Genomic DNA, 12,909 nt, shown 5'->3' with positions numbered 1-12,909 from the left:
CAGAACGTCGATTCGAGGACGACCGGCAATCAGCCGTGCGCGGCGAAGGCAGGCATCACATCGGAGATGAAGCGTTCAAGCGAGCGGCGCTTGCGCTCGAAGCTCATGTTGCTGTCGACCCAGAAACTGTATTGATCGAAACCGAGTTCCTCATACTGTTTGAGACGGTCGATCACGGTACCCGGTTGGCCTATCACGAGATTCTTGCGAATCTGCTCCGGCGCGTATTGCGGAAACGACGCGATGTCGGCGTCGGTCAACGGCTCGATGAAGCCCTGCGTCACCGGACGCTCGTTCTTGAACCACTTGCTGAAGTAGCAGTAGAAGCGCGACAGGTCTTCGACGGCCGTGTCGACTTCGGCGGCATCCGCGCCGACGAAGGTGTGCATTAGCATCATGATCTGCGGCCGCGGAACATTGGGGTTAGCCTTGCAAGCTGCGTTAAAGCGCTCCATCAGACTGACGACTTCGCCGTCGCCCGCGGCGAGCGAGGTCACCTGCACATTGCAGCCGTTGCGTACCGCAAATTCATGCGAGTTCGGATCCCGTGCGGCCAGCCACATCGGCGGATGGGGCTGCTGGACAGGACGCGGTACCGGCGTGGTGGACGGCCACGACCAGAACTCGCCCTGATGCGCGTAATCGCCCTTGAACAACTGGCGCAACGCAGGAACCAGTTCACGCATTCTGGCGCCGGCGCCGAAAGCATCGAGTCCGGGCAACAGACGTTCGTATTCGAACGAGTAGGCGCCACGCGCAATGCCCAGGTCGAGCCGCCCGTTGCTCGCGACGTCCACCATGCCGGCCTCGCCCGCGAGGCGAATCGGATGCCAGAACGGCGCGATCACCGTGCCCGTGCCGAGGCGAATCCGCTCGGTGCGTGCGGCCAGATACGAAAGGTTGATGAAGGGATTGGGCGCGATCGTGAATTCCATCGCGTGATGCTCGCCGATCCAGGCGGTTTCAAAACCGCCCTTTTCCGCGATCCGAACGAGTTCGGTCAGCTCGTCGAAGAGTTGCCGGTGGGGCGTGGCAGCGTCGTAACGCTCCATATGAGCAAACAGCGAGAATTTCATGATCGACCTGTATGCAGAAAGCTGGGAGTCGGTCCTGCCGCGACCGGCGCTCGTTGAAGGACGCCGTCGCTCCGTGTCGACCGCTGGGACGCCGCGGTTGGTATTACGGTATTCCACCAGAGCGCTCAGATCAAGCGTTTCAATATTATGGAATACCATAATATATCGCGCTGCCGCCGGCGGAGCGCCCAAAGCGATGGTGTAGGCGTGGTTGGCCAGGAACAGGACTCGCCGAACCTGCTGCGGCGATCGGCACAGGTCACGTTCATGCAGGGTACGGCGCCGATTTCGTCCGCGGGAATCAGGGACTGGCGTCCGTCATCTCACGTGCGCTCAGACGCACCCAAGCGCCGCACCCATCAGGCCTACCGCGGGGGCTGTTGCCTTGGCAAAAATCCGCCGCGTGGGGTAAGCAGCTTCTCGCGTGCGTTGGAACACGGTGAATGCGCGCAAGCGTTACTCCGATCGCCGATATCTTTTCGGAAATGCGTGACGACCCTGGCATCATTCATACCGAGGCCTTAGGCTCCCCACGGTGAAAATCAATGGCTTGGCAAAAGCAAATGAAAGTCGTCAGTGCATCCGCTACCGCTTCGCGAGAGTCAACTGACGCAGGTCTATGTTGAAGCATCCGTAGAGGTCCGCACGAGCACCGTAATTGGTGAGCCGAAACGGCGGACAATCACGAATTGCGGGGCCTGGATAACGCACTGACTCTGACGTCAATGATCGCGCCGCCGGTTCCTGGTAGGTGTCGCTATCTCCCGGCGGCGCGCATCAGACAAATTACTCAGTCCATATTATTCGGCCAAATCGCTCAAGCGACGTGATGGACCCAGCCGAACGGATCGGCGATCCTGCCACGCTGTATGCCGGTGAGCCTGGTGCGAATCTGTTGCGTGACGGGGCCTTCGCCACCGTCGCCGATCCTGAACTCGCCGCCGGCATGACGGACCTCGCCGATCGCCGTGACGACCGCCGCGGTGCCACAGGCAAATGTTTCCTTAACGCGGCCGCTGGCGACGTCCGCTTGCCATGCTTCGAACGAGTACGGCGACTGGTCGACAGCGATACCTTCACGCGTGGCCAATTCGATGATCGAGGCGCGCGTGATGCCCGGCAGGATCGTGCCCGACAGGGGCGGGGTGCGCAGCGAACCATCGTCCAGCACGAAGAACACGTTCATGCCGCCCAGTTCCTCGATCCACTTGTGTTGCGCGGCGTCGAGGAACACGACCTGGTCGCAGCCCTTGCTGGACGCTTCGGTCTGCGCAATCAGGCTGGCAGCGTAGTTGCCGCCGCATTTCGCGACGCCGGTACCGCCCGAAGCGGCGCGCGTGTATTTGTCCGACACCCAAACGGTGACGGCCGACTTGCCGGGCTTGAAGTAGGGACCAACCGCACAGGCGATCACGCAGAAGATGTACTCGTGCGCAGCGCGTACGCCCAAAAAACTCTCCGAAGCGAACATGAACGGGCGGATGTAAAGGCTGGCACCTTCGGCGGCCGGAATCCATGCGCGGTCGATATCAACCAGCTTTTCGACCGCTTCAACGAACGCGGTTTCAGGCAGTTGCGGCATCGACATGCGTTCGGCCGATTCACGGAAACGCCTGGCGTTGGCTTGCGGCCGGAATAGCAATATCTTGCCGTCCTCGCCGTGATACGCCTTCATGCCTTCGAAAATCTCCTGCGCATAGTGCAGCACCGCGCAGGCTGGGTCGATCTCGAACGGACGGCGGGCTTCGACCTTGGCGTCATGCCAGCCCGTACCCTCGGTCCAGCGGATCGTGACCATGTGATCGGAGAAGACGCGCCCGAACACCGGGTTGACTAGCTTGGCGGCAATCTGGTCAGCGGGGGTAGAGTTGGCGTGCGGCTCAATGACAAACCGCAGTTGATTCTCAGTGCTCATGTCTCAGTACCTCCAAAAAAATGCGTGTCCTGAATTCTGCCATCGTAAACGGCATTGGTGCCATTGGCCACGTATCCGGTCTTCTACGTCTTCCAGCCTATACGACAGCGGCCACAATGGTGATTTCTACCAGCAGTTCCTCAGAAGCAAGATGTGCCTGCACAGTCGTACGCGGGGGCATCTCCGGCGGGAAGCCATGATTCCCACACCTCATTCAGCGTGACGCACGATCTTGCTCATGCGCGCGGTTACGTCAATGCGTTCAGTTTGAGTCGTCATTCCGAGGCATCCTCATCAGTATTTGCTTCGCCTAAACCAATATGCAATCCGCCAAGCGAGTGCAGAGGGATTGGTTTGATTGGCGCACGCGCGCGATACGCTCCAATTTGCTGCGGCGTCTCGTGCCGTGATTCGGCCAATATTTGCGTGACGGTAATCCCACACAGACGACCTTGGCAGGGTCCCATACCGCACCGGCTGAAGAACTTGGTCTGGTTCGGCCCGGTGCAGCCGAGGCGTGCCATTTCGCGCACTCGTCCTGCCGCGCGACGGGCGTAAGCTGGATGCTCGGAATCGGCCGTATCGGCGGTATCGTCGGTGCGTCCATCGGCGGAATTCTGTTGACGATGGGCTGGGACTTCCAGCTCATCTTCAATAGCCTCGCGGTACCGGCCGCGCTGGCCGCTGTGGCCATTGGCGCGATGGGTATCCAGGCGGGGAAGCTTTCGGCGCGTGGAAATCGCGAGGCGAGCGTCGATGCCGGGCCGGATCAATCTGCTCGCAGGCAGACCTGAAACCGGAGCAGCGAATCAGGACGGAACGGCAGCCGTTTCGTCGCGCAACTCCATCTCGATCTCCCGCGCACCGGTCGAGACCAGTGCGGCGAGGCGAGCAATCGTTTTCTCGTCTGTCTGCCCGGTCACGACATAGCTGATGCTTCCGACGCCCGTCCTGTCAGCCGACAGAATGGCCGCCGCGATCCCGACCAAACCGGTATCGACCTCTCCTCGTGTCACGACACTACCGGCTTTGCGCCATTCGCCCAGCACAGACCGAAAGGCGGGAAGTGTCTTGCCCAACCCCGCCTTCGCGATCGCTTTGGTGTGCTTCTCAAAGAGCGCCTTCACACGCCTCGGCGGCAGATACGCGAGCAGCATCTTCGACGTCGCGCCATAGAACAGCGGCATAGGCCGTCCCCGTTCGTAGCTGACTGCCGGCGAACTGCCCGGCGCATGCACGCGGTGAATGCACAGGACGCTTTCACCGACTGCACGGCACAGCAACACGACCGAGCCGGGCGGCGCGTAGGCAGACAGATCATTCATGACCGGGCGCGCGGCGATCAGCAGCGGGTCGGTCAACTGCAACTGCCGGTCGAGCTGTGTGATCGCCGGCCCCAGGCCGTAGCGACCAGGACGGGTCGTGGCGATCAACCCTGCTTCGTCGAGCGCAGACAGATAACGATAGGCCGTGGCAATTCCAACGTCCAAAGCTGCGGCAACGTCTTCCGCGGTCCATTCCGGATGCTCGACCGTGAAGAGTTTCAGGACGGAAAGAGAACGGTCAGATGCGGCCATGGCAAGTATTTATTGGCAGGAAAATGGTTAAATTTTCTCACCTTTAGATAATTTTGTGCAATCCATGTAAACACCGCGCCCCACGCCGATCAAAGATCTGATCGATGTGGGACCAAGGCGGGAAGTCGCCGTCCGTGCGGACGGCTGGATTGCGGCCGATGCGGCCGTATTGAAGAATGCATATTGACCGGACAATCACGGCAGCCGCGATGTAAGCGTCTCGAGTCGTCTGAACTTGCGTCAGACTTCCGTCTTGCGCCGCGCCGCCTGCTCGGCCCACAGGTCCCAGCAGCGGCTGGTCTGGGTCGCGTTGGCCCGGGTAGCAGCACCGGATTCCGCAGCGCTCAGATAGTCGACTTCCGTACCGAGCGCAATCGCCTGAGCCTGGATCCGCGCGTTGACCTCCGTGTAGACAGCCCGATACACGGACTCGCGCAGGTTGCAACCGACCACGACCGAACCGTGACCGCGAAGCAGAGACACACAGGCGCCACCAAGCGCCTGGGCCAGATAGCGGCCTTTCTCCGCATCGCGGATCAACAGGTCGGTTTCATCGCCGAAACCCTCACGGATCTCGAAGCGCGTAGCGCCATGCAGGAACGAGGCCATGTGAAATACAGGCTTCAGGCTCACCCGGGATATACCGAACGGAATGACGGATGCCGAGTGACTATGCACCACCGAAACGACGTCGGGCCGTGCCCGATAGATTTCGGCATGGATGAACCGTTCCAGATACACGCCTCGTCCATTCGCATCGACCGGTTCACCATTTTCGTCATGCTCGATGATGTCCTCGGCACGTACCCGCGATGGCGCCATGGAGCGCGAAAGCAGGAAATGCCCCGGCTTGCCGGGATGCCGTACGCTGACGTGCCCAAACGCGTCAACAACATGCTCGTTGAACAGAATATGGTTCGCAACGACCAGCTCGGCAATGACCTGTTCTAGGTTCGAATCCATGCGCGTCCCCACGAATTCAGCGTACGTTCGCCATGCGGCCAGACACCCGGCGCATCGTCAATACTGACGTGTGCCAGTTCCGCCGAGAATTCCAACCGGTTGCCATCCGGGTCCGTGACCATGAAGAAGAGGTTGTTGCCCGGTCCATGGCGGCCCGGCCCGAAGAAAATCGGCACTTCCGCCTTCGCGAACAGGTCGCCCCAATCGCGTATGTCATTCCATTCGCTCGTCTCGTAGCAGTGATGATCCCAGACATTCTGGCTGCCCTGAAAGAACGCGAGCGTGTGGTGTTCGTCGTCAGAACGCATGAAGACCACCATCGGTTTGCCGCTGTCGTCGACCACCTCGTCCGAGATCGCAAAGCCGATGACTTCCGTATAGAAGGCAATCACACGTTCCAGTTCCGTCGTCTGGAATACGGTATGTTGCAGGCGCCCCGGCATACCATTTCGCTGCGGCCCGTCAGCCGCCAGCCCAAAAGAAACCAGCCGGCCCTGGGGATCACGAACCATGAACGCCCCGGACTGATACAGCACGCTATCGGTAGGCAAGCATTGAACGTCGCTCATGGTCAATCGTTGACGCAGTCTGTCGAGTTCCTGCGTGGAGTTGAGCACGAAACCCGAATGAGGCAAACGCCCGCTGCGGAAATCGCTGATTTCCACCGCGCGCGACGGCCCCGTTAACACGATCCGGTCGTCCAGCGACTCGACATCCTCGAGGCCAAGCCGGGCGCGATAGAAAGCAGCGAGCTGTTCCGGATCATCCGACACGATATGCAGATGATGCAGTCGTGCAGGCGTGGCCTGCTGAAGCGTAGTTACCATGATATTCCCCTCAGACATGCGATGACGCAGCAGCGGACTCAGTCACCGTTGCGACATCCGCCACACGCTCGTCAAAGCGATCGATACCGAGTCGTGCTGCATAGACAGCGGCGAACCGTGACTGCTCCTCCACCTTGAAAGACCCGGCAACATAGCGATCAGGGCGTAACAGCAGCACACGTCCTTCGTGGTGTGCGAGCGGCGTTTCAAACACGCCGCTAACGTCAACAACAAATCTGTGCGAGGCGTCACTTCGAAGCGTCGGAAAGGGCGAGCCGGCAGGCAAGACATGTACCCTTGTACAACGTAACGTTCTCCACAGCGGATGATCGAGCGCAGCCAGCCCGCTGCCATTAGCCGGACCATACTGGATGAGTGCGAACCTCTGACCAGCCAGATCATCAAGCAGGCATGTCCTGCCATCGGCGGTCCGAACCAGGGGTTGCGGCAGCATGCGCCCGCGATAACTCTGTTTGCCGAGATCGTCCTCCGGTCCCAGCAACCCCTCCTTGAAGCGCGGCTTGGGCTTGAACTTCATCTGCAGGAAATAGTCGCGCAGCGGCGGGATATAACCGGCGAAGGTAAAGAACGACTGCCAGAGGAACGCGCTCAGACGCGATGACGGCGCCATCACCGTCCCAAGATTGAGCGCAAGGCGGATCAACGCCCATGCATGCTCGCGGCGCTCCATCTCGTAGGTGTTGAGCACCTGGGCAGGCAAGCGCCCCTCCAGCACAGCGGCGATCTTCCAGCCGAGGTTGAACGCGTCTCGCACGCCGCTGTTCATCCCCTGCCCGGCATAGGGTGGAGTCAGGTGAGCGGCGTCACCGGCGAGAAATACCCTCCCCTCCTGCCAGCGTTCAGCAACCCGCGCGTGGAACGTATAGACCACCTTGCGAATGATGTTCGTCTCCCGGTCGCCCCGGAACGGCATGAGCAGTTTCCGGATCGCTGCGGGTTCCATGATCGCGTCGGCGGACTCATGGGGATGAACCAGAATCTCGAACCGCCGCGTGCGGTGTGGTCCCGGCACGTCGACGACAGCCCGCTTCGCGTCGCAGTAGACCCGCATCTGCGAGAACGTATCGTCGTCGTCCTCCGTATCGATGACAAGCCATCGCGACTTGAACGTCGAGCCGACCATCTTGATACCGAGCATTTCGCGCACCGGACTGCGGCCGCCATCACAGGCAATGAGGTACTGTGCGCGAATTTCCATCTGCGCGCCGTCGTGAGCCGTGACCTGGGCGACCACCCCCTCGTCGTCCTGCGTGAAGGACTCGAGCGTATGACCGAACAGCACCTGGCCGCATTCGAACCGGTTCAACCCCTCGCGCACCGTTGCTTCGAACAGAGGCTGTCGGAACGCGTTCCGGCGCGGGAAGCCATATTCGCTGGCAGTCGGAATCACTTTGCCAAAGCACCGCCCACCGTAACGCGTAAAGTAATGAACGCCGTAACCAGGAACGACGTCTTTCATCACGGGCTCCGCAAGCCCGATTGCCTGCATGGTTCGTAGCGACTCGTCGTCGATCGATACAGCACGCGGCTCTGCGATTGTGGATGGCTTGCGGTCCACGAGCGTGAACTGCACGCCTGCGCTCCCGAGCACATTCGAGAGCGCCAGCCCGGTCGGACCGCCTCCGACTACGAGTACGTCGGCATGAATAATCTTCAATTCCTGACTCCATCAGCATCAGCTACCGGCGACGCCACCAGGGACGCGCACCAGCCGCCCACCGTAAGGCGGGCGCCTCCTGGACATTTATTCCTAGCGGGCCTCGTCGACCACCACATTGCGCAGCGTGCCGATGCGGGAGATCTCGACCTCAACCACATCGCCAGCCTTCATCCACAAGGGAGGTGAGCGGAAGGCACCGACGCCGCCTGTGGTTCCGGTGATGATCACGTCACCCGGGCGCAGTTCGGTGAACGTGGAGCAGTATTCGATCAATTGACCCACGCCGAAGATCAGGTCGTCGGTTTTCGCTTCCTGGACCGCTACGCCGTTCAGGCGTGTGATCAACGTCAGTTTCGACGGATCGCCGACCTCATCGGGCGTGACCAGCCACGGTCCAAATCCGCCGGTTGACGGAAAATTCTTGCCCGGAATGAACTGGATCGTATGCTTCTGCCAGTCCCGCACGCTGCCGTCGTTGTAGCAGGAATATCCGGCGACGTATTGCGCGGCATCCTCCCGACGCACGTGACGCGCGGTCTTGCCGATCACGATTGCCAATTCGCCTTCAAAGTCCAGTTTTTCAGACGCACCGGGCCGAACAATCGGGCCGCCGTGTGCGGTCTGCGAATCAGCCCAGCGGGTGAAGATCATCGGAAACGTGGGAATCTCCCGCCCCGTCTCCTTCACGTGCGACAGGTAGTTGATGCCGACGCACAGAATCTTCTCCGGGTCCGGCACAACGGGTAACAGCCTCACGTCCGTCAGCGCGATGCGCTCCTTCGCGCCGGCGACCCATTGCGCGATTGCCGGCAGACTCCCTTTCGCCAGCGCCGCCTTCAACGTCCCGCCAACTTCACCGGCGATGGGCGCCAGATCCACCAGGCTATCGCCATCCACCACGCCGAACGACGTGGCACCCCGATACTCGAAACTCACCAGCTTCATCTCATGTCCCTCCGGAATCGATGTCTGAATCATAACGTAATTGGAATTCACGTCAACAAATTTATCGTATTTCGATAATTACGCGTTAACGATAGTTATGTTTGTATCGGTATAGGGTCAATATTCACGCCATTGCGCGGATGCCAACACACCGGCGAACGACTGGATGACACAACAACATGAAGGAGACAGATAGATGAAAGCAGCATGGCTGGCGGCCGCACTCTTATGCACAAGCGCCACAACCGCGTATGCGCAAAGCTCGGTCACGCTATACGGTATCGTCGATTCGTATCTTGGCGTGACCCATGCCACCGGTAAGGGAACGGCAGTCAGTATTGACAGCGCCGGGTATCAGCAAAGTCGTCTGGGCCTGCGGATCGTGGAAGATATTGGTGCGGGCTACCACGTCAACGCGGTGCTCGAGAATGGCTTCTCGCTTTCGCAGGGTTCGGCTGCCGATCCCACACGCGCATTCAGCCGGCAAGCCTGGGTGGGTCTTTCCGGCCCGTTCGGCGAAGTGCGCGCGGGGCGGCAAAACTCACCGCAGTACATCATGCTGGCGCGACTCGATGCTTTCTACGGGGCAACCTACGGTTCGATCATCAACAACTCGTCAAGCCTCGGCATCCGCTACGACAACTCGCTCAGCTATATCTCCCCGAGTTTCTATGGATTCAAGGTGCAGGGACTCGTGTCGCTTGGCGGACAGGCGTCGCCGCACACCGGCAACAACGTCTATGTCGCGATGATCGATTATTCGCGCGGCCCCTGGTATTTCGGTCTGAACTACGCGGAACAGAAAAGCCAGAACGCGTCGTTCTCGGTCAAATCAACCTTCGCCGCCGCGAACTACGACTACGGCCAGGGCCGCATCTACCTGTCTTACTACCGTGGCGACAACCCCGGCGCCAATGCGCCGGCCAACGTGCGCGGCGTGTATGCCAGCATCTATTCGCTCTCGGGCGACTGGCGCATCACGCCTGCACTGGCAGTGGGCGCCGGTTGGGGATGGATTGATGTCAGCGGCGCAAACGCCCCACGGGCGTGGCAGGCAAGCGCAATCGGAACCTATGCGCTATCGAAGCGCACGCTCCTGTTCAGCACGCTCGCCTACGTCAGCAACAGTAACGGCGGCGTGTTTTCCCTTGGCGGCGCCGGGCCCATCACGCGCAATGTGCCGCTTGCCAGTGGCAGCGAGCTCGGCTTCCAGGCAGGTATCCGCCACACGTTCTAGGTTGGTCAATCCATCACGGATTAAATGCGAGGAAATTTCATGCGTATCGCTCACGTCACACTGGATGCCGCCGGCCGCGGCAAATCTGGACAATCAGACCGGCCACTCGCGAGCGGCGGCAGGTGCGAAGCGCTCGTGTGCGACGTCATCGACGCGCGCCCCATGTCGGCCCTGCAACGCTTTACCGTGGCCTTATGCATGCTGGTCGCAGTACTGGACGGGTTCGACACGCAGACCATCGGCTTCCTTGCTCCCGCCATCTCCGCCGACCTGCACATTCCGCTGCACCAGTTCGGACCGGTATTCACAGCGGGACTCGTCGGCCTGATGATCGGCGCGGTCGTATGCGGCACACTCGCCGACCGTTACGGCCGGAAAAAGATTCTGATCGCGTCCACACTTTCGTTCGGCGCATTTGCACTCCTCACCGCTTACGCGACGACACTGCCACAACTGCTGGTCGTCCGGTTCCTGACCGGTGTCGGCCTGGGCGGTGCCATGCCGAACATCGTCGCCATCGCGTCCGAGTTCTCGCCCCGCCGCCTCGCAAGAATCTCCGTGACACTGCTCTTTTGCGGCATGCCGGCCGGCGCGGTGTTAGGCGGGCTGGTCAGTGCGGCATTGTTGCCCCACTTCGGGTGGCATGCCGTGTTCTATGTGGGCGGAGGCCTGCCGCTGATCATCGCAGCGGCGCTGGCGGCATGGATGCCCGAGTCGGTGCGCTACCTCATCTGTCGCGGCGATGCGAACCTGCGCGTCAATGCAATCATGCGACGGATCGCTCCGGATCTTGACTCGAACGCCGTCGCCTTTGTCGACACCGTCCGCGGTCCAGGTGGCGCAACGATCCGGCAATTGTTCACGAACGGCCGCGCGCCCACCACAATCCTGTTGTGGATCCCCTATTTCCTCAACCTGATGGTTCTGTATTTCTCGATCAGTTGGCTTCCCGCCGTGCTTGTTTTGAACGGGCAGAATGTGTCGATCGGGATCGAGGCAATTACGGCATTCAGCGTCGGCGGCATCATCGGATCGATCGCGCAGGGCAAATTGATGAACCGGTTCGGCGTGACACCAGTGCTCTTTACGGAATTCATCCTGTACATGGCATTTGTTGCGATGCTGGTGCTGCTGCCCCTCGACAGCGCACTCATTCTGGCCTGCACGCTGGGCGCAGGCTGTGCCGTACAGGGCGCACAGGCGGGCCTCAATTCGCTCGCGGCGGAAATCTATCCTGTCTCGATGAGGGCGACGGGCGTCGGGTGTGCGCTGAGCGTCGGCCGTATCGGATCGATCCTCGGTCCGGTCGCCGGCACCCTGATGCTCACGCAGCACTGGAATGCCAGGCAGATCTTTCTGTCCGGACTCGTGCCGGGCGCCATCGCCGCACTCGCATTGCTGAGCGGCGCGCTGCTCCAGCAACGCACGCGAATTCCGGACGGGGAGCAAAGATAACGCGGCGCCGGCAGCAGCGGGACGAGCCGGAATCTTGAGCGCCGTGTCGGGCTCGCGCTGTTCAACCGCAATACCCGAGGCGTTAGCCTGACAGAGACAGGCGAGATTTTCTTCGAGCGAATAATGCCGGCAGTACGGGAGCTCGTGCTGGCTTCGGACGAGTTAGGCGCCATTGCTGAACTTCCTGCCGGATTGCTGCGCATCAACGTCGCGCGTGCCGGGCACATGATCGTCATGCAGCCTGTTTTGCGGCGTTTTCTCGATCGCTACCCGGAGATCCGCATCGACATCAGCGTCAATCATTCGCCGGCGGAGTAAAGGACCGGGATGAGCCCTTTTTCATGTCCTGTTCCGTCAAGAGCATGACGCCATCCGCCGCGTACCTCCACCGTCTGCTTCCAACGACTAAACTCAGCTTCGGTCTTTCGAGGGGGCGCTTCTCTCAAGCGAACCCCACCCCTCGAACTTTTAGCCTGCCGCTCCCTCGGGCGGCAGGCTCTTTTTCGTGGACCTCATCTATACCAGGCGGTATGAATGAGATTGGGGACTACTCGTGTGGAGGTTCGCGAAACACCGGAGATACTGTCGCTCAGGAAACGGGATGGTCAGGTCCGCACACGCTCTGCCTGGTCAACGATTGCGACTGCCGTCCACGGCCATAGACGAAGGATGATCAGTTCCTGCGGGAGAATCGCACGACGTTGTCGAGGGAAGTATGCAGCTACCGAACGTAGACAATTTCATCAAAGACCGGCAGCACGGCGTCACGTACAACATTTGCCCCTATCGCAAGCTTTCAGGCCAGGAGATGACGCGCGCGATGCAAGTCTTCATTCAGCAACAGGGCGAGCGTCAACCGAAACCAGGATCAGTCGTCAAGATCTTTTCCCTGGTGGGTCTTGGTGACGAGTAGTTGTCGTAAAGCTTCAGACGCCAATTGACGGACATCGGATAGGTCCACAATCACGCCATGCGGCCGACTGTGCCGCGAGCGGTGGAAATGCCGCGCCTGAGCCGTGTCGACGCCGCCATCTAATCGAACATTGACAGCAAATCGGCGATGTTCGTGTTAGGGAGTCGCTTGGCAAGCATGTCCCAAAAGATCACATCGCGCATCGCGCTGGCATCTTCGGCCGTCTTCCACTCGCGCGCACCGACGATAGAATCGGCCGTTTCGCGAGCTGCGGAGACAATTGTCTGAATGTCTTGTTTGTGCATGAACCCGTTAACGGT

13 protein-coding genes and 2 pseudogenes are annotated in these 12,909 nt (G+C 60.4%); 6 read left to right on the top strand and 9 right to left on the bottom strand.

Features of this window, described 5'->3' with window-relative positions:
• Positions 1-29: 29 nt before the first annotated feature.
• The 3 genes and pseudogenes from FSO04_RS25275 to FSO04_RS46455 form a co-directional block, all read right to left on the bottom strand.
• A complete protein-coding gene (locus FSO04_RS25275; RefSeq protein WP_154563625.1) occupies positions 30-1,076 on the bottom strand; it encodes an LLM class flavin-dependent oxidoreductase in 1,047 nt (348 codons plus the stop codon).
• Between the two features lie 817 nt (positions 1,077-1,893).
• Positions 1,894-2,991 carry a branched-chain amino acid aminotransferase gene (locus FSO04_RS25270; protein ID WP_154563623.1) on the bottom strand — a complete coding sequence of 366 codons (1,098 nt, stop codon included), beginning with the start codon at positions 2,989-2,991 and terminating at the stop codon, positions 1,894-1,896.
• Between the two features lie 275 nt (positions 2,992-3,266).
• Positions 3,267-3,533: pseudogene (locus tag FSO04_RS46455) on the bottom strand (FAD/NAD(P)-binding oxidoreductase); the annotation flags it as partial.
• Here FSO04_RS46455 and FSO04_RS46920 point away from each other — a divergent pair.
• Positions 3,444-3,785, top strand: a complete 342-nt coding sequence (locus tag FSO04_RS46920) for a hypothetical protein (RefSeq protein ID WP_174825309.1) — start codon at positions 3,444-3,446, stop codon at positions 3,783-3,785. The pseudogene FSO04_RS46455 and the gene FSO04_RS46920 sit on opposite strands and share 90 nt — an antisense overlap.
• A 15-nt stretch (positions 3,786-3,800) precedes the next feature.
• On the opposite strand, the gene FSO04_RS25260 is transcribed toward FSO04_RS46920, so the two are convergent.
• From FSO04_RS25260 to FSO04_RS25240, 5 genes are all read right to left on the bottom strand, one after another.
• Positions 3,801-4,568, bottom strand: a complete 768-nt coding sequence (locus FSO04_RS25260; protein ID WP_154563621.1) for an IclR family transcriptional regulator — start codon at positions 4,566-4,568, stop codon at positions 3,801-3,803.
• 240 nt (positions 4,569-4,808) lie between these two features.
• Complete coding sequence (locus FSO04_RS25255) at positions 4,809-5,531, bottom strand: class II aldolase/adducin family protein (protein WP_154563619.1); 723 nt, start codon at positions 5,529-5,531, stop codon at positions 4,809-4,811.
• A complete protein-coding gene (locus FSO04_RS25250) occupies positions 5,516-6,358 on the bottom strand; it encodes a VOC family protein (RefSeq protein ID WP_154563617.1) in 843 nt (280 codons plus the stop codon). The genes FSO04_RS25255 and FSO04_RS25250 overlap by 16 nt, the downstream gene beginning before the upstream one ends.
• 10 nt (positions 6,359-6,368) lie before the next feature.
• A complete protein-coding gene (locus FSO04_RS25245; protein ID WP_154563615.1) occupies positions 6,369-8,036 on the bottom strand; it encodes a bifunctional 3-(3-hydroxy-phenyl)propionate/3-hydroxycinnamic acid hydroxylase in 1,668 nt (555 codons plus the stop codon).
• Between the two features lie 93 nt (positions 8,037-8,129).
• Positions 8,130-8,984 (bottom strand): fumarylacetoacetate hydrolase family protein, encoded by an 855-nt coding sequence (locus FSO04_RS25240; protein ID WP_154563613.1) that lies wholly within the window; start codon positions 8,982-8,984, stop codon positions 8,130-8,132.
• A 196-nt stretch (positions 8,985-9,180) separates the two neighbouring features.
• Between FSO04_RS25240 and FSO04_RS25235 the strand changes: the two genes are divergently transcribed.
• From FSO04_RS25235 to FSO04_RS25220, 5 genes and pseudogenes are all read left to right on the top strand, one after another.
• On the top strand, positions 9,181-10,221 hold the full coding sequence (locus FSO04_RS25235) for a porin (protein ID WP_154563611.1): 1,041 nt from the start codon (positions 9,181-9,183) through the stop codon (positions 10,219-10,221).
• Between the two features lie 39 nt (positions 10,222-10,260).
• The gene (locus FSO04_RS25230; protein ID WP_154563609.1) at positions 10,261-11,676 is read left to right on the top strand and encodes an MFS transporter; all 1,416 of its coding nucleotides are present in this window, start codon (positions 10,261-10,263) and stop codon (positions 11,674-11,676) included.
• A gap of 39 nt (positions 11,677-11,715) precedes the next feature.
• Positions 11,716-11,769 (top strand): annotated as a pseudogene (locus FSO04_RS48555) (hypothetical protein); the annotation flags it as partial.
• A 30-nt stretch (positions 11,770-11,799) separates the two neighbouring features.
• The gene (locus tag FSO04_RS46915; protein WP_199203064.1) at positions 11,800-11,994 is read left to right on the top strand and encodes a hypothetical protein; all 195 of its coding nucleotides are present in this window, start codon (positions 11,800-11,802) and stop codon (positions 11,992-11,994) included.
• Between the two features lie 397 nt (positions 11,995-12,391).
• Positions 12,392-12,589 (top strand): hypothetical protein, encoded by a 198-nt coding sequence (locus tag FSO04_RS25220; RefSeq protein WP_154563607.1) that lies wholly within the window; start codon positions 12,392-12,394, stop codon positions 12,587-12,589.
• 119 nt (positions 12,590-12,708) lie between these two features.
• Here FSO04_RS25220 and FSO04_RS25215 read toward each other — a convergent pair.
• A partial coding sequence (locus FSO04_RS25215) for a hypothetical protein (protein ID WP_233464977.1) occupies positions 12,709-12,909 on the bottom strand: 201 nt, incomplete at its 5' end.

Source organism: Paraburkholderia madseniana (assembly GCF_009690905.1).
In the GTDB taxonomy this organism is placed as follows: domain Bacteria; phylum Pseudomonadota; class Gammaproteobacteria; order Burkholderiales; family Burkholderiaceae; genus Paraburkholderia; species Paraburkholderia madseniana.
This window is presented reverse-complemented; position numbering and strand designations above follow the sequence as displayed.